The following is a 17,179-nucleotide window of genomic DNA, read 5'->3' as shown; positions in this document are numbered from 1 at the left end:
CGCAGGCATTGAAAATCGCATTAAAAATAAAAAATAATTTTAATTAAATCACCATGGGGCCAAATCAAACCAAAATTGGAGGATGATCCACCTACCGTAGGCTATTATAGAAAACAGATCGTATACTAGTGATATGCGCAGGATAGGGCCTGATTATTTCAACTAAATCCTATTCATTGACAAAATGATAGATATGATAGGGTGTTACCGCCTGAGTTAACTGAACATCATGTTCGTTTCGATCCGTAATAACGTCAATCGGCTCAAAAAAAGACAATCCAATACGCTGAACATCAACTTTACATTGAGAAAAGAAACGGTCATAAAAGCCTTTTCCATATCCCACTCTATAGCCAAAAAGATCAAAGATCAACAAGGGCACAAGAACCATATCGATATCCGACGGAGCAACTTCAGCACCTGCAGTTGGTTCTGATATTCCCCATGCATTCTTTTCAAATCTCATTTGCTTATCAAATAGATAATGCTTCATCGAATAGTCTTCAAAATTAGATCTTGAAACAGCGATTTTTATCTGAGGATGAAATTCTTGAACGTAATTTATGATAGCATACGTATTTGGCTCGTGATATTTTTCAATAGGAATAAAAACATGTAAAAGATTTACTTTGGAGAGATCAATTTTCATAAATTGATTCAGAAGCATGCTATTGAGGGCTGTCTCTCTAGCGATAGACAATTGACATCTCTTCGCTCTGTATGTATGCCTAAGCTCATTCTTCGATTTCATCTAAATAATTTTTTTTATAAAGATAAAAAAACGGCCTTGTAGCGAGCGCTAACAAGACCGAATAATCAACCTAAACCTAAAATCTTTATGTTATTTTACACGCTCGATATAGTTACCAGTCTGCGTATCAACTCTTACTTTCTCACCTTGATTAATGAACAACGGCACCATAATCTCGACACCTGTCTCTACAGTTGCCTTTTTTAATGCATTTGTAGACGTATCTCCCTTTACTGCCGGTTCAGTATATGTAATTTCCAATTCAACACTTTTCGGTGCTTCTGCCATGATAGGTTCATCACTTTCAAAAGCAATAATGACAGTCATTCCCTCTTTCAAGAAACGGGCTGAATCACCAAACAAAAACTTAGGAATATTAAATTGCTCGTAGGTACTATTATCCATTACAACGAAGAATTCACCATCTTCATATAAATACTGATAATCGTTTGTTTCTACACGTGCAATTTCCACAGATTCGTCAACTCTAAAACGATACTCAACTAATTTACCCGTTTTAACATTGCGCATTCTAGCTTGATAAAACGCGCGCAAATTGCCTGGTGTACGGTGTATATATTCTTCCACGGAAACTAATTCTCCGTTAAATCTTAAAATATTTCCTGATTTTACCTCTGATGCCTTAGCCATTCTTTGAATTGAACTTTAAACGGTTATCTCATTATTGAGTCGTCAAAAATACAAAAACTAATTGTGTTATAAAAATTTCCTTCACTACTTTTTATGGAAAAAGCTATTTTCAATAGGAAGAAAAATCAGCGTTAGCGTTCGGAAGGTAAATACACTAAAAATGCATTTTTTTAGGGTTTATGTACACAGCGATCGAGGTGAAGGAAAGGGTCATGGAAACCAGTAATACTTAGGTTTTAAAGTCCAGAATTGAAATATGTTCATCACAAAACTCATATTCTTTTTTCTGATTTGAACAGACGACAAGAATTCTAGATTTTAACTTCGTGCGATCGATTAAAGTTAAGTACCACTCTTCACCGGAACTATCCAAATTACTTGTAGGTTCGTCCAACATGACCAACGAAGATGCGGAACAACATGCTAGTACCAACTTCACCCGCTGTCGCATACCGGATGAAAAAAAACGTATCTCTCTGTCAAGCGCATGTTCCAGCCCCAATAAGCTGATAACAGTTTCTTTATCAAAAGAAGGAAGATAGCTTTTAAATTTAAAATGGAAATCAATCAGCTCCATTAAAGTAAATTCCTCTATCAATTCAACGTATGGAGCTGCAAGAGAAAGTTGCTGATATACTTGATCCACACCTAAGACTTCGTCTCCATAGTTATAGACCAATTCACCTTCAGAAGGTGTCAAACTACTCGAAAGCACTTTCAGAAAAGTAGATTTTCCCGAGCCATTATGACCAAGGATGGCATAACTCTTTCCGGACTCAAAGGTATAGTTTATATGCCTAAAAATCCATTCATTATTATACCTCCTACCAATATCCTTTAATATAATTTTCAAATTCACAAGAACCGATAACGCGATTACATCGCTCTATTATTGAATCCTTTCATAATACCTCGGCCCGAATTCCGAATAAAATCCAAAATTTCGTCCCGAATTTCTGTTGCTTGATATTCAGCCTCTATAATTTCTATAGCCTTAGCTAAATTTCTATTTTGGACAAAAAGAATTCGATAGAGGTTCTGAATTTCGGCGATCTGATCTTCCGAAAATCCTCTTCTTCTTAATCCAACCGAATTAATCCCTGCATAAGAAATAGGTTCGCGCGCCGCTTTAACAAAGGGGGGGATATCCTTACGTACCAATGAACCACCGGTAACAAATGCATGCGAACCAATTTTGACAAATTGATGAACAGCTACCATCCCAGCCAGTACGACATAATCACCCACGGTAATATGTCCTGCAAGCGTACTGTTATTTGAGAAAACACAATTATCACCTACTTCACAATCATGCGCAACATGACTATATGCTTGAATTAAACAATTTTTCCCAATGACTGTTTTATATCTATCTTTGGTGCCTCTATTGATTGTTACACACTCCCGTATGGTCGTATTATCACCAATTTCCACTGTTGTAATCTCACCATCAAATTTTAAATCTTGGGGCTCTCCAGAAATTACGGCACCGGGATATATTTTACAATTTTTTCCTATTCGTGCTCCATCCATAATCGTCACATTTGAGCCTATCCAAGTGCCTTCACCAATGATGACGTCTTTATAAATGGTTACAAATGGTTCGATGACCACATTTTTAGCAATCTTTGCTTCAGGATGAATATAAGCTAATGGCTGTATCATCTATACTACTTTAGTTGTTATTTACTCTTACGATCTGAGCCATAAGCTCGGCTTCACATACGATCTTCTCTCCTACCATGGCCACACCTTTCATTTTTGCGATACCTCTTCGAATCGGCTCCATCAAATCGCATCTAAAAATAACAGAATCTCCGGGGGTTACCTGCGCTTTAAAACGGGCATTTTCAATTTTCAGAAATAAAGTCAGCCAATTTTCCGGATCAGGAACTGTTTTAAGAACCAAAATTCCTCCTGTCTGCGCCATAGCCTCTACTTGCAACACGCCTGGAAATAATGGCGCTCCGGGAAAATGTCCCATAAATAAATCTTCGTTCATGGTAACATTCTTCAAGCCCACCACATGTGTTTCGGTCAATTCAAGAATCTTATCCACCATAAGCATAGGTTGACGATGCGGCAAAATCTTCATAATTTCTACCGTATCGTATAATGCTGGCATATTAGGATCGTAAACTTTAATTTTTTTACGTGTTTTATCTTTCTTAATCTGCTCCTTTATCTTTTTCGCAAACGCAACATTGGCGGCATGCCCCGGCCGAGCAGCCATAATATGGCCTTTCAGCGGTCGCCCAACGAGTGCCAAATCTCCAACCATATCCAACAGTTTATGTCGGGCAGGTTCATTTTGGTAGCGTAATTGATTATTGTTTAATATTCCTTCTTTGGCAACTGCTACGGTTTCTTTATGAAAAAGATGAGCTAATTTCTGTAATTCTTCAGGTGAAGTCTCCTTATCCACAATAACAATGGCATTACTTAGGTCACCGCCTTTAATAAGCCCATGATCCACCAACATTTCTAACTCATGCAAAAAGCAAAAGGTACGTGAAGATGAAATTTCGGATTTAAAATCGTCAATTGACGTAATCGCAGCATGTTGGCTTCCCAACACCGGCGAGTTAAAATCGATCATGCAGGTCATCCTATAGCCATCCATCGGCATCCCCAATATCTCGACTTTACGATCAGGCTCTGCATAATGGATATTATTGGAAATCTCATAATAATCTCTATCAGCATCCTGCTCCTCAAACCCTGCCTCTTCAAGCAGCTTTACAAAAATAGCTGAACTTCCATCTAAGATAGGTATCTCGGGACCATCTATATCAATCAGGACGTTATCAATTTGTAAACCAATTAACGACGCCATCAAATGTTCAATTGTACTAACACTTGCACCATTCTGAGTAATTGTCGTCCCCCTCGAAGTGTCTGTCACGTTATCTGCATCAACCAAAATTTCTGGCTGCCCCTCCAAGTCTACACGTCTGAACTTAAACCAGTGATTTTCCGGAGCTGGTTTAATGGTCATCGATACAATTTTCCCTGTATGAAGACCTACCCCCGAAATCTCAACCTCGTTTTTGATGGTTCGCTGTTTTACATTCATTTCTAATAACATATTTTTAAATCAAAACTTCTTTTGACAAAACATTTATTGATTGTGCTATACCCTTTAATGATATAGTGCTACGATAAACTACTGTTTCATCACAATTAAAGAACAGCTTATTTTCAATGAAAAATAATTATTTTAATTTTTTTTCTACTAATTTTTCTAATTCCTGGATTCGCTTTTCCAATTCAGGAAGACGAGCAAAAATCACATTAGATCTCAATTGTGGCTGATAAGGCATCAACGGTGTACCGCCCCACTTCTTACCCTCTTCTTTGATCGATCTATTCACTCCGGATTGGGCCTGAATTTGGGATCCCTTAGCAATAACAATATGCCCAACTACACCAACCTGACCGCCCAATACCACATGCTCTCCGATTTTTGAACTACCGGAAATACCAGTCTGCGCCGCAACGACAGTATTCTTTCCAATATCAACATTATGGGCAATCTGGATCAAATTATCCAACTTCACGCCATCGCGCACAATGGTAGCTCCCATGGTTGCTCTGTCAATTACCGTATTTGCGCCAATCTCAACATTATCCTCTATTTGAACATGGCCAATCTGAGGAACTTTTTTATATGTTCCGTCTTCTTGTGGTGCAAATCCAAATCCATCTGATCCGATGACAACACCTGAATGTACCACCACATTTTTACCGATCTTACAATCATGATAAATCTTCACTCCTGGATAGAGCGTTGTATTATCTCCAATCGTAACTTTATCTCCAATATAAACCTGTGGGTAAATTTTCACATGATCACCGATCGATGCTCCTCTGCCAATATATACAAAAGCACCGATGTACCCCCCTTGGCCGATTTCAGCTTCGTCGTGTATAAAATGAGGTTCCTCTCGTCCACTTTTGTCAAGGCGAAACTCATTATACATATTTAGGACAGTAGAGAAAGCAGCATAGGCATTCTTAACCCGTATAATCGTCAATGTAGGTTTAGTCGAATGTGTCAATTGCAAATCTTCATTAACAATAACAATCGAGGCATCAGTAGTATATATGAAATGCTCATATTTTGGATTCGACAAAAAAGAAAGATCACCTTTTTTACCTTCCTCAATTTTGGCAAGGTTACCTACCGCAACCGCTGGATTTCCTTCAATCCGTCCTTCTAATAATGTCGCTATTTGTTGAGCAGTAAATTGCATGGTACAAATCTATGTTTTTTTATTAAAAAATAACTACTTGGTGGAAGGAATTGCAACATATCTCACCTCTTTTGGATAACACAATGCATATTTAGCGACATTTTTCGACAGTGCTTCTAAATTCCCGAGATCAGAAGCCTCCGTTATATCGACAAGCTCGCCCGATTTTAACAAAATTTTTATTTGATCCTGGGAAGAATTATACGCACGATTCTGAATTTCCTGAGTAAATACATAATAGTGAATATCCTCCATCGCCACCCCTATCTCCGACTGTACTTTGGCCTTCACCAAATCAATATATTCGGGTGAAAAAGGTTTGTTGCTCAATACAGAGCGATATAGATCACGCTTCATTACCCGTTGACACATTGTACTTAAAATATGATCCTCATGACACTCCCATGTTTTTATGGCAGACATAATATCTGTATCATCCAAACGAGTAAACCAGTCTAAATGCAACGGGTTGTCCAAAAAATTACTTTTATTGATTTGCTGGCTTAAAAACCAATGAAAAGCTGGAGTAGAAAAGAGTTCATAGCCAGCAGCCGTCAAATATTTTGCCCGCTGCAGAATTTTAATCAGTAACTGCTCAGCACCAATAACGGTTTTGTGCAGATATACTTGCCAATACATCAGTCGCCGTGCTATCAGAAATTTCTCTACTGAATATAGCCCTTTATAATCCACAACAATTTCATCCGCTACCACATTGAGCATTTTTATGATACGACCAAATGAGATCACTCCCTCAGATACTCCCGTAAAAAAGCTATCCCTATTGAGATAGTCCATCCGATCAACATCCAACTGGCTCGACACCAATTGGTGAAGGAATTTGCGCTCATATTTGTTATTAAAAATGGTAATTGCAAGACTCAACCTTCCGTCCAAATCCTGATTGATTCGATCCATTAACAACGAAGACAACAGCTCATGCGAAACGCCTTCAATCAAACTATGTTCTAGAGAGTGGGAAAAGGGGCCATGCCCAATATCATGGAGTAAAATAGCTGAAAGAACTGCCTCCTCTTCAGTGTCCGAAATGAATACACCCTTGCTTCTTAATGTTTCCAAAGCCATCGCCATCAAATGCATCGATCCAATGGCGTGCTGAAACCGAGTATGTAAAGCACCTGGATAGACGAGATGTGTCATACTCACCTGCTTGATATAGCGGAGTCGCTGAAAATAAGGATGCTGTACCAAATCAAAGACCAATCCTGTGGGGATCGAAACAAACCCGTATACCGGATCATTTATAATTTTATTTTTGTTCAAGGCGGCGACAAATTAATGCGATCATCAACACTATAAATTATGAAACCTAGCTCTTAAATCCCGAACGCTGGGTTAACATCAGTATAAACTTAAAACAAAGATAGTTAGTTCATCGTTAAGAAATGTTAAAAATAAAATCTAAAGCACGATATTTGCTTAAGTTAGCATGAGATCAAAAATCCGTTAAATAGGTAAGAGTTGTTCTTTTACACTATTTCATTCATAGAAACACGGTCCTCCTCTAGTAATTAAACACATATATAGCAGATGCAAAAAACACATATTCTCTGGGCTGACGATGAAATTGACTTTCTAAAACCACATATCTTATTTTTAGAAAGCAAAGGATATAAAGTTGACACCGTCAATAACGGAAATGATGCTGTTGAAGCCTTTAAAAATGGTTTTTTCCATCTCGTTTTTTTAGACGAGAATATGCCCGGTTTAACCGGACTTGAAACACTTGGTATACTGAAATCTATCAATCCTTCTGTCCCTATTGTGCTGGTGACTAAAAATGAAGAAGAACATGTCATGGAAGATGCGATAGGCTCTAAAATAGATGATTATCTGATCAAGCCGGTCAATCCCAAACAAATCTTGATGACGATAAAGAAATTGACTGAAAACAAGCGCCTCGTCAATGAAAAAACATCCATGGCCTACCAGCAGGACTTCCGTAATTTAGGGATGACCCTCAACGAAAACCTAGATTACGACCAATGGTCGGAAGTATATAAAAAGCTTGTGTACTGGGAGTTATCTCTAGAAAAGCTTGAAGATAACAATATGCATGAAATTCTGACCATGCAAAAATCTGAGGCTAACATGCAGTTCTCAAAATTCATAGAGAACAACTATATCCATTGGATTAATCGTCCCGAAAATGGCCCCATACTGTCACATCAGTTGTTTAAGAAGAAAGTGTTCCCTACGCTGGAAGATGATGTACCTACATTTTTCTTCTTAATAGACAATTTGCGGTTTGACCAATGGAAGATCATTAATGAGGTTATTACCGACTATTTCAGACTGGAAGAGGAAATAAACTATTTCAGTATTTTGCCAACAGCAACACAATATGCTAGAAATGCCATTTTTAGTGGACTAACTCCCTTAGAAATGGAAAAACGTTTTCCGAAATTATGGCAAAATGATGAAGACGAAGGTGGTAAAAATCTATACGAGGATAAATTTTTGGAGGATCAGATTAAGCGCCTTTATCGAAAGCCCATAAAACACTCCTACACAAAAATTCTGACGCTGGAACAAGGAAAAGACGTTGTAGACAATCTCGGAAATTTAATGCACAATCAGCTCAATGCATTAGTGTATAATTTTGTGGATATGCTATCTCATGCACGTACAGATAGCTCTATGATTCGGGAATTAGCAAACGACGAGGCAGCATACCGTTCCCTCACCTTGTCATGGTTTGAGCATTCCCCCTTATTGGAGGCTATCAAATGGCTTTCCCAAAAAAAGGTTCGCGTAATTATCACCACTGACCATGGCACGATCCGTGTAAAAAAGCCAAGTAAAATTGTGGGGGATCGAAATACAAATACAAATTTAAGATATAAGCAAGGGAAAAATTTGAATTATATCGACAAAGACGTCTTCGCTATCAAAAACCCACATGAGGCACAATTGCCCAAACTTCACGTGAGCTCAACATACGTATTTGCCAAGGAGGACACCTATTTTGTGTACCCCAACAACTACAACCAATTTGTAAATTACTTTAATGGAACGTTTCAACATGGCGGAATCTCTTTGGAAGAAATGATTATCCCCTTTGCGACATACTTGCCGAAATAGTAATTTTGCAGCATGGAAATTATTGTAAATTCGACCGCAGATTTATCGCAAGCAGCTCAGACACTTTTAAATAGTTTTCCAGAGGTCCGAATTTTTCTGCTATATGGTCCAATGGGGGCCGGGAAAACAACTTTTGTGAAATACCTCTGCAAACAATTAAATGTCCAAGACAGCACATCTAGCCCGACATTCTCCATCGTAAATGAATACGAATCTGCCAGTGGCCCCGTATATCACTTCGATTTTTACCGTATCAATGAGGAACAGGAGGCATTTGATTTTGGCTACGAGGAATACTTTTATTCTGGAGCATACTGCTTTATTGAGTGGCCAGAGAAAATTCCAAATTTACTTCCTGAAGAAGCAAAGGAAATACATATCAGCATCATAGATGCAACAACACGTCAAATCTCTATTCATTAACTTACCTTTTTCGACTTCCCAATATGGCTCAATCATCCTCTTGTCAATATATTCCATCTGATATTCATGTGCCCGGATTATCTGCTATACACGCCGAAAATCTTAGCTTTTCCTTTCATGAGAACAGCATGCAATTTGCTGTTGAAAACAGTTCCTTCGACATTGAAGAAGGAAAAATAACAGCTATTATAGGTGAGTCCGGGAGCGGGAAAAGCACCTTATTGAGACTTATATATGGATTATTGGAACCAACAGAAGGTGTGGTGCGCTATAAAGGCTGGCAGGTACCAACACGCAAGGATAAGTTAATTCCCGGTCACGATGCGATGAAATTAGTCTCGCAGGGTTTTGACGATTTAAATACATATGCCAACGTGTGGGACAATGTTGCTTCACAATTGCCGAATACAAATATCAAACGTAAACAAGATAAAACTGCGGAAATACTGCAACGTCTGCGGATAGACCACCTTGGGCGAAAAAGAGTAGCAGACATCAGTGGCGGAGAAAAGCAACGCGTTGCAATCTGCCGTGCGCTCATCAATGAGCCTGAAGTTCTACTTATGGATGAACCCTTTAATCAGGTTGACGCCTCATTTCGCGATACGCTCCAACAAGACATAAAAGATATAGTCAAAGAAACCGGGTTAACTGTTATACTCGTTTCTCACGATCCGACCGAAGTACTTGCTTTAGCGGATAATCTTATCGTGATGAAAGAAGGTAAAATCCTAGATCAAAACAACCCACATCAACTCTATGACAACCCTTCGCACCCTTATACCGCCCAATTGTTGGCGAAAAGCAATATCTTAAATATCCAGCAAGCTCAAAATTTAGGTATAACAACCGAAAAACCTATAGCAATCCATCAAGAATGGATTTCTATAAGTCCTTCACAAGAGTCTACTTTTTTTGTAAAAGATGTGCGATTTAGAGGATTTTATTATGAAATCGTTGTCGGCAATAATGCGATTAACTTACATACCATTACAACGTCTCAAATCATTCCGCCAAAACAACAAGCAGTCGACCTGACGATATCCCATTGGATTTCTTTTGACCATTAATTTGATGTGCTAATCCAGTGTAGCTAGCCAGGACAAAAATGCGTCAAACCACAATTTATCCGAAGTTTTGTTAATTAACCCAAAACCATGCCCCCCCTGCTCGAAGACATAAAGCTTATTGGGCACTTTTGCGTTGTCCAAAGCAGCAATCATTCGATAACTGTTTTCTATCGGCACCGCCATATCGTCTTTGGCATGTACAAAGAAAACCGGACAAACTTCCCGAGAGACTTGTAATTCAGAAGAAAATGATCTGACCAGATCTTCTGATGGATTTTCTCCGATCAGATTAATTCTTGATCCTTTATGTGTGATATCATTCTCCATGGAGATGACCGGATAAATTAATCCAGCAAAATCAGGTCTTAGGGATACATGCGGAGAATTCGCTATATAGTCCTTCTTGAATTGGGTAATTAAAGTAGAGGCCAAATGCCCGCCTGCAGAAAAGCCAATAACGCCAACCTTGCGAAGTTCAGGGTGCAACGTTCTGATCAATTGGACCGCTCGCTGAGCATCTTGAAGAGGCCCTATTGATTTGTTACGCATAATATTTGGCGAAGGTAAACGGTATTGTAAAACAAAAGCCGAATAACCATTTTTTACAAGCTCTTTTGCAACAGCATGCCCTTCATGATCCATAGCGATATGAGAATACCCACCTCCCGGAATCACCAGTACAGCGATATTCTTAGCACTACTTTTATCTGCCGGATAAGCAAATAACCTAGGAACATTTTTTTCTAACTTCACTTGCTCTTTATCCGTGGAATTTGGAATGGAATCTGCATAAAGATTGATTGTTTCCTGCGCCTTAACGAGTGAAATCAACGAACATAAAATCATAAAAATTCTTTTCATTAGCCTAATAATTTAAAAATAATTCAAACAATCGTGTCCCAGAGGTGCACTTCCGAGATCCGCTTTAGACACATCATCTATAAAGACGAAACGACTAAAAGATCCAAATCTTTGGCAGTCATATTGAACCTTGATGCCATATCAGCATTTGTAAGATTACCTTGATACAAATAAATGGAACTTCGGATTCCGGGGTTTTTCCAAATTGCGTTTTTCAATCCTCCAAGCTCAGCAAAATCGAGCAAAATTGAAGTAAAAATATTACTCATGGCATAGGTTGCTGTTCGCGCCACACGAGAAGCGATATTGGGGACACAGTAATGAATAACATCAAATTTTCGGAAAACGGGTTGATCATGTGAGGTCACTTCTGAAGTTTCAAAATTCCCGCCCTGATCGATACTTACATCTATAACAACGGAATTGGGCTTCATTTTAGATACCGTTTCTTCTGAAATCAAACAAGAAGACCTTCCATTGCGTGCTCGCAAAGCACCAATCACGACATCTGAACTGATAACAGCCTTATTTAAAATAATTGGCTGTATAACAGATGTAAAAACACGGCTGCCAAGATTGTTCTGTAAACGCCTAAGTTTATATATTGAATTATCAAAAACCTTTACCTGTGCGCCTAAAGCTAAAGCTGTTCGGGCGGCTTGTTCACCAACGGTACCAGCGCCGATAATAACAACTTCTGTCGAGGCTACCCCAGTCACACCGCCTAACATCAGCCCCTTTCCGCCAAACGCATTACTCAGATATTCCCCAGCAATCAGGGTTGCCGTAGCCCCCACAATTTCGCTCATGGCCCTAACGACCGCTAAACACCCGCCCTCGTCTCTTAAATACTCATAAGAAATTGCTGTAATCTTTTTATGCATTAATGCCTTTAAGACATCTAAGCTCATGAGTGAGGGTTGCTGAGAAGACAATAAAAGTTGGCGTTCTTTCATCAACTTTACTTCTGACGCAGTAGGGCTACCGACCTTGATAATCAAATCCGCTTGGTATACTTCTTCGCGGGAAGATACGATCCGAGCCCCCTGTTCACTATAATGATGATCTAAAAAGTTGGCTCCACTGCCTGCCCCCGTCTCAATGATAACGTCGTGCCCATTCTCTACCAATAATGCAACCGCTAATGGTGTCAAACATATCCGCTTTTCCTGGAGCGAGATCTCTTTTGGAATACCTATAAATAAACTTTTTGCATTCTTTTTCTTTTCAAAAAGCATCTCTTTTGGAGAAATCATAGCCTGACTAGCAAGCTTCCCTAACTCATTCATCTTGTCAAATTGATCGTTAGCTAAAATTACAATAAATAATCAATCTTATCAAACGAAGATAAATTTGGTTTGGCACACCTTTGGAATGAAACAAATTTATCTACATTTGTCTAAATTAATCAAATATAATACCATGCTCAGTAAAGTAAATATAGTGCCGCGGTGGATCATTTTTTTATTGGACATCTTTAGCGTATCCATCGCCTATCTGCTCGCAAATGTCATTTACTATGATTTTGACTTCGCTTTTTTGCTTGACATTGATTTTAGTATACGTTATATTTTATTTATAGGTGTATGCTCTTTTTCATTCTACCTTTTTAAAATGTATACCGGAATAGTTCGTTACACAAGTGCGATCGATTCCATACGTATATTATCGACGATAACATTTAGTGTTTTCATTCTCCTTGTTATAAAAATAATAATCCAAGCAAATGAGATCGAGCGTAATATCCCAACTGCCCTCATTATTTTCTTTGCACTCTTTTCATTTCTAATCTTAACAGTCTATAGAACGATTATTAAGATTTTTTTCCTATACACAAAAAAAGCTAGTGGCTCCAGAAAAAAAACACTGATTTATGGAGCAGGCGACTTGGGAATTGCTGTAAAAAGAACATTAGACCACGATGTAAGATCTAAAAATGCCATTGTAGGATTTCTAGATGATAACGAACAAAAAATAAATAAGGTCATTGATGGAACGAAGATATATTCTTCGCAGAAGTTCAGCCACCTGATCAAAACGTTAAATGTCGAGGAGGTCATTATTGCTTCCCATAATATTCCTTCGGACCGCAAAAATGAAATCACTGACGTCGCGCTGGAAAAAAATGTTAATATTTTAACGCTGCCCCCAGTTAAAAAAATTATGAATGGCGACCTTAATCCCAATCAGATCCAAAAAATAAAAATTGAAGATCTATTGGAAAGGGAACCTATAAAGATCAACGATGATCACATCCTAAGCCAAACCAAAGGCAAAAGGATATTAGTCACTGGTGCTGCAGGCTCTATAGGAAGTGAGATCGCAACCCAATTGGGAAGATACGAACCACAGATGATTATACTGTGTGACCAGGCGGAGTCCCCCTTACATAATCTCCAACTCGATCTTCAAGATGAATTTCCAAATCAAGTATATCATACTTACATAGCCGATGTCCGAAGTACAAAAAGAATGCAATTACTTTTTGAAACGTTCAAACCACACTACGTCTATCACGCAGCAGCCTATAAACATGTGCCGATGATGGAAAACCATCCATTGGAAGCGGTACAAACGAATGTGATGGGAACAAAAAATCTTGCTGATTTAGCTGTTGAATTTCAAGTTGAAAAATTTGTTTTCGTCTCTACAGACAAAGCGGTCAATCCCACCAATATTATGGGGGCAACGAAACGAATTGCTGAAATTTACGTCCAGTCGTTGAACAATCATTTGGAAGCATCATTGCAAGAAAGTATCCATACTAAATTTATTACGACACGCTTTGGAAACGTACTGGGTTCAAATGGTTCGGTCATTCCACGATTCAGAGATCAAATTCAAAAAGGTGGCCCTGTAACGGTTACTCACCCAGAAATTACACGATATTTTATGACCATTCCCGAAGCATGCCGATTGGTTCTTGAGGCTGGAACAATGGGACAAGGTGGCGAAATCTTTGTCTTCGATATGGGAAAATCTGTAAAAATAGTCGAGTTAGCTAAAAAAATGATTCGTCTTTCAGGATTTAAGCCAAATGAAGATATTGAAATAAAGTTTACGGGATTGCGCCCCGGAGAAAAGCTGTATGAGGAATTATTAAATGATCTGGAAAATACCCTACCGACTCATCATGAAAAAATTATGATTGCTAAGGTGAGAGAAAATAATTACGACATCGTGCTCATGAAGATCGAAGAGCTGCAGCAACGATTGGCAACGCAAAACAAAAACGAAGTGGTGTACCAAATGAAAATCATTGTACCGGAATTCAAAAGCAAAAATTCGATCTACGAGCAACTGGATCGAGAAATCGAATTATCAAATAAGTCAGAAAACTAAACTTAATTCACTTTAAAATTGCAAAATACTTGTATTTTTGCTCGAAAAGTGTATTTTTGCAATCCATATTTTACTGATTAGTAATGTCTAAAAACACAAATAATACAAATCAAGGTTTCAAACCTTCAAAAGGATCGTTTTTCCAAGATAACCAAAAAAGCGTAGTGTTCATTTTAGGTGGTATCGTTGTATTGATCTTACTTTATTTTGGATATCAAAAGCTGTATCTAGATCCGAGAGCAGAGGAAGCTTCGAACCGTATGTATAAAGCTGAACAGCTTGCCACAATTGATTCTTTGCAAAATAAAGCAATCATGGGGGATGGTGCATTTCTTGGATTTAAACAAATTGCGGATGAATATTCGAATACAAAATCGGCAAATATAGCGAATGCTTATTTAGGGGGATTGTATTTGCGCCAAGGTAAATTCGAAGAGGCTGTAAAAGCTCTTGAAAAATATTCTCCTACTGGAAGCCAAATTCTTGATCCTTTGGTAATTGGTTTAACAGGTGATGCATATTCAGAGTTAAAAGACTACAAAAAAGCTGCTGATTACTATAAACAGGCTTCCGAAAAATCGAGCAATTCTTACACAACACCGCTCTTTTTAAAAAAATTAGGCCTTGTTTATGAAGCACAAAATGATTACAAAGGTGCAGAGACTGCCTACAAAAAGATTAAGACAGATTTCCCTGAAAGCCAAGAGGCCGCTACCATTGACGGCTTATTAGGTCGCGTACAGGCACATTTATAAGCGATACAATGTCACAAAAAAAGAGGCTATTCGATAGCCTCTTTTTTTGTGACCATCTAAAACACTATCTTTGCTCCTATTATGGCAAGTAGCATTAAAAATTTATCAGACTTCTCGCATATCCAAGTCGCGGATGCAAGTCCATTCAAATTTGCAATCGTTGTTGCACAATGGAATGCAGAAATTACAAGTGCACTATTGAATGGTGCAATAAAGGGTCTGGAAGAACATGGCGCTGAAGAAAAAAACATTCAAATTATTGAGGTCCCTGGAAGTTTTGAATTAATTTCAGGAGCGGATCTGGCAATGAGAAATCAGGGTTTTGACGCAGTTATTTGTTTAGGTTGCGTCATCCAGGGCGAAACAAGACATTTTGATTTCATCTGCGATGCAGTTGCAAATGGCATTGCCAATGTGGGGCTCAAATATAATAAGCCAGCAATTTTTGGTGTATTAACAACAGACAATCTTCAACAGGCACTGGATCGTGCAGGTGGAAAGCATGGGAATAAAGGGGAAGAAGCTGCTATTACAGCGATACAAATGGCGCATATTGCCAAAAAATTCTAATTTGGTATCAATTTTGCCTACTTATACTTACACGTCAATGATGAAAGTATTTATTGAACATAGTTTAAAGTAAGGTACTTCCATTTGTGATCAATCGATTAATAAAATATGCTATTATCTTATTAATCGATTTTTATTTTTCATCAGAATAAATTGTCGTTGATGGGCTCACATGGATAAAGTAAGCGGAACAATCGCCAGTCTCACAGAAAATAATGCAATGATGAAGTGGAGTATCTTTAATTTTTGCATAGTCCACTTGATGATTGTTTCTTAAAAAAATAGGGTTATGAAAATATTATCGAACGTATTCAGTATCGTTATCCTGACCTTGTTCTGTCAGTTGAATTTAATAGCGCAAGAGGATAGTCTACATAAACAGATTTGGCAAAGTATTGGCGGTCAAGAAAAGTGGGATTCGTTACAGTATTTAGCATTCTCTGCAAAAGGGAATAACATTTCAGACCAATTAGCTAACGAGGAACGAAAATTCTTGTTCAATCGGACAACGGGAGCGTGTCGATTTGATGGGTATACAGGAACAGACCAAGTGACTTACCTATTTAATTTTAAAAACCCTGGGGGTGATAAGCTCTTTATTGGCGGAAATTTATCCACAGACGAGGCAGAGCTTAAGAAATCAATCAAAAGCCAACTCTTTTTGGATTTTAATTTGCTCCTTTTACCCACCCTCATTGGACAGAAGAATGTGCAGCTCAAAAACCAGAAAGAAAGCTTTAGCGCAGGACAAAAATTAACGATATCCAATATCCTTTCTTCAACCCCCATTTTTGGGACCAGGATTGCCGGATTGCTTTACATCGATCAAAATACAGGGGAAATCGCGCGTTATGAATACACAGATAAGGGAGAAAAAATTACATATGAAGTGAGCAATTATAAGGAGATCGGCGACGGTATACGTTTACCAAGCCTATTCAATTGCACAACGAACGAACAGAGAAGTTGTCTATTCTCCTCTATTTCATCTTTTGTACAAGTAGAACAAAAAAAATTCACAGAATTATGATCAATTGGATAGCATTAAACACAGAAGAACAGCTACAAGAACTATATCAATCGGATAAAGTTGCAGCTATTTTTAAACATAGCACAACATGTGGTATCAGTAATATGGCTAAACGCAGTCTTGAACGAATGTCTGCGCTATCAGACCACGATTATACGATTTATCTCTTAGACCTATTGCGCTACCGTTCTCTTTCGAATGAGATTGCTCAACGCTGGAATGTAGAACATCAATCTCCTCAAATATTGATTATTAAAGGAAAAGACAGTATATACGATGCTTCACATGGCGATATCCAATTTGATGAGATCGAAAAATACTTAGTGGCAATCTAATAGTATAGTCCATGTCGGATTCTTTTTGGA

General features: G+C 38.2%; 17 protein-coding genes. 8 read left to right on the top strand and 9 right to left on the bottom strand.

Annotated features, from left to right (window positions below):
- Nucleotides 1–169 precede the first annotated feature (169 nt).
- From B3E00_RS10865 to B3E00_RS10835, 7 genes are all read right to left on the bottom strand, one after another.
- Complete coding sequence (locus B3E00_RS10865; protein ID WP_293887555.1) at nt 170–751, bottom strand: 5-formyltetrahydrofolate cyclo-ligase; 582 nt, start codon at nt 749–751, stop codon at nt 170–172.
- Nucleotides 752–841: 90 nt separating this feature from the next.
- Nucleotides 842–1,402 carry an elongation factor P gene (gene efp / locus B3E00_RS10860; RefSeq protein ID WP_209577505.1) on the bottom strand — a complete coding sequence of 187 codons (561 nt, stop codon included), beginning with the start codon at nt 1,400–1,402 and terminating at the stop codon, nt 842–844.
- Nucleotides 1,403–1,631: 229 nt separating this feature from the next.
- Nucleotides 1,632–2,261 (bottom strand): ABC transporter ATP-binding protein, encoded by a 630-nt coding sequence (locus B3E00_RS10855; RefSeq protein ID WP_349681460.1) that lies wholly within the window; start codon nt 2,259–2,261, stop codon nt 1,632–1,634.
- Nucleotides 2,262–2,278: 17 nt separating this feature from the next.
- Complete coding sequence (gene lpxA, locus B3E00_RS10850; RefSeq protein WP_209577503.1) at nt 2,279–3,067, bottom strand: acyl-ACP--UDP-N-acetylglucosamine O-acyltransferase; 789 nt, start codon at nt 3,065–3,067, stop codon at nt 2,279–2,281.
- A 10-nt stretch (nt 3,068–3,077) separates the two neighbouring features.
- The gene (locus B3E00_RS10845; protein WP_209577816.1) at nt 3,078–4,478 is read right to left on the bottom strand and encodes a bifunctional UDP-3-O-[3-hydroxymyristoyl] N-acetylglucosamine deacetylase/3-hydroxyacyl-ACP dehydratase; all 1,401 of its coding nucleotides are present in this window, start codon (nt 4,476–4,478) and stop codon (nt 3,078–3,080) included.
- A 139-nt stretch (nt 4,479–4,617) separates the two neighbouring features.
- Nucleotides 4,618–5,658: a UDP-3-O-(3-hydroxymyristoyl)glucosamine N-acyltransferase gene (gene lpxD, locus B3E00_RS10840; protein ID WP_293887553.1), complete on the bottom strand. Its 1,041-nt coding sequence runs from the start codon at nt 5,656–5,658 to the stop codon at nt 4,618–4,620.
- Nucleotides 5,659–5,691: 33 nt separating this feature from the next.
- Nucleotides 5,692–6,942, bottom strand: a complete 1,251-nt coding sequence (locus B3E00_RS10835) for an HD domain-containing protein (protein ID WP_293938403.1) — start codon at nt 6,940–6,942, stop codon at nt 5,692–5,694.
- A gap of 267 nt (nt 6,943–7,209) precedes the next feature.
- Here B3E00_RS10835 and B3E00_RS10830 point away from each other — a divergent pair, with 267 nt between their 5' ends.
- The 3 genes from B3E00_RS10830 to B3E00_RS10820 are packed head-to-tail and all read left to right on the top strand — an operon-like array spanning nt 7,210 to nt 10,256.
- Nucleotides 7,210–8,763 (top strand): PglZ domain-containing protein, encoded by a 1,554-nt coding sequence (locus B3E00_RS10830; RefSeq protein WP_209577497.1) that lies wholly within the window; start codon nt 7,210–7,212, stop codon nt 8,761–8,763.
- A 12-nt stretch (nt 8,764–8,775) separates the two neighbouring features.
- The gene (gene tsaE, locus B3E00_RS10825) at nt 8,776–9,186 is read left to right on the top strand and encodes a tRNA (adenosine(37)-N6)-threonylcarbamoyltransferase complex ATPase subunit type 1 TsaE (RefSeq protein WP_209577495.1); all 411 of its coding nucleotides are present in this window, start codon (nt 8,776–8,778) and stop codon (nt 9,184–9,186) included.
- Between the two features lie 23 nt (nt 9,187–9,209).
- The gene (locus B3E00_RS10820; protein ID WP_209577493.1) at nt 9,210–10,256 is read left to right on the top strand and encodes an ABC transporter ATP-binding protein; all 1,047 of its coding nucleotides are present in this window, start codon (nt 9,210–9,212) and stop codon (nt 10,254–10,256) included.
- Between the two features lie 9 nt (nt 10,257–10,265).
- On the opposite strand, the gene B3E00_RS10815 is transcribed toward B3E00_RS10820, so the two are convergent.
- On the bottom strand, nt 10,266–11,117 hold the full coding sequence (locus tag B3E00_RS10815) for an alpha/beta hydrolase (protein ID WP_293938400.1): 852 nt from the start codon (nt 11,115–11,117) through the stop codon (nt 10,266–10,268).
- Between the two features lie 77 nt (nt 11,118–11,194).
- Nucleotides 11,195–12,406 carry an alanine dehydrogenase gene (locus tag B3E00_RS10810; RefSeq protein ID WP_293887548.1) on the bottom strand — a complete coding sequence of 404 codons (1,212 nt, stop codon included), beginning with the start codon at nt 12,404–12,406 and terminating at the stop codon, nt 11,195–11,197.
- Nucleotides 12,407–12,539: 133 nt separating this feature from the next.
- Between B3E00_RS10810 and B3E00_RS10805 the strand changes: the two genes are divergently transcribed.
- The 5 genes from B3E00_RS10805 to ytxJ all read left to right on the top strand — a co-directional run bounded on the left by B3E00_RS10805 (nt 12,540) and on the right by ytxJ (nt 17,149).
- Entirely contained in the window at nt 12,540–14,459 is a 1,920-nt protein-coding gene (locus tag B3E00_RS10805; RefSeq protein WP_293938399.1) for a polysaccharide biosynthesis protein, read from the top strand.
- Between the two features lie 260 nt (nt 14,460–14,719).
- Nucleotides 14,720–15,214 carry a tetratricopeptide repeat protein gene (locus tag B3E00_RS10800; RefSeq protein WP_349676343.1) on the top strand — a complete coding sequence of 165 codons (495 nt, stop codon included), beginning with the start codon at nt 14,720–14,722 and terminating at the stop codon, nt 15,212–15,214.
- 81 nt (nt 15,215–15,295) lie between these two features.
- Nucleotides 15,296–15,784 (top strand): 6,7-dimethyl-8-ribityllumazine synthase, encoded by a 489-nt coding sequence (ribH, locus tag B3E00_RS10795; RefSeq protein WP_293938398.1) that lies wholly within the window; start codon nt 15,296–15,298, stop codon nt 15,782–15,784.
- 289 nt (nt 15,785–16,073) lie between these two features.
- The gene (locus B3E00_RS10790; protein ID WP_293882583.1) at nt 16,074–16,814 is read left to right on the top strand and encodes a hypothetical protein; all 741 of its coding nucleotides are present in this window, start codon (nt 16,074–16,076) and stop codon (nt 16,812–16,814) included.
- Nucleotides 16,811–17,149: a bacillithiol system redox-active protein YtxJ gene (gene ytxJ, locus B3E00_RS10785; RefSeq protein WP_293882580.1), complete on the top strand. Its 339-nt coding sequence runs from the start codon at nt 16,811–16,813 to the stop codon at nt 17,147–17,149. The genes B3E00_RS10790 and ytxJ overlap by 4 nt, the downstream gene beginning before the upstream one ends.
- Nucleotides 17,150–17,179 lie beyond the last annotated feature (30 nt).

Origin of the sequence: Sphingobacterium sp. UBA5996 (assembly GCF_002429765.1) — a bacterium.
Lineage (GTDB): Bacteria > Bacteroidota > Bacteroidia > Sphingobacteriales > Sphingobacteriaceae > Sphingobacterium.
Note: the sequence above shows the minus strand (reverse complement) of the source record. Positions and strands in the feature narration are given on the sequence as shown.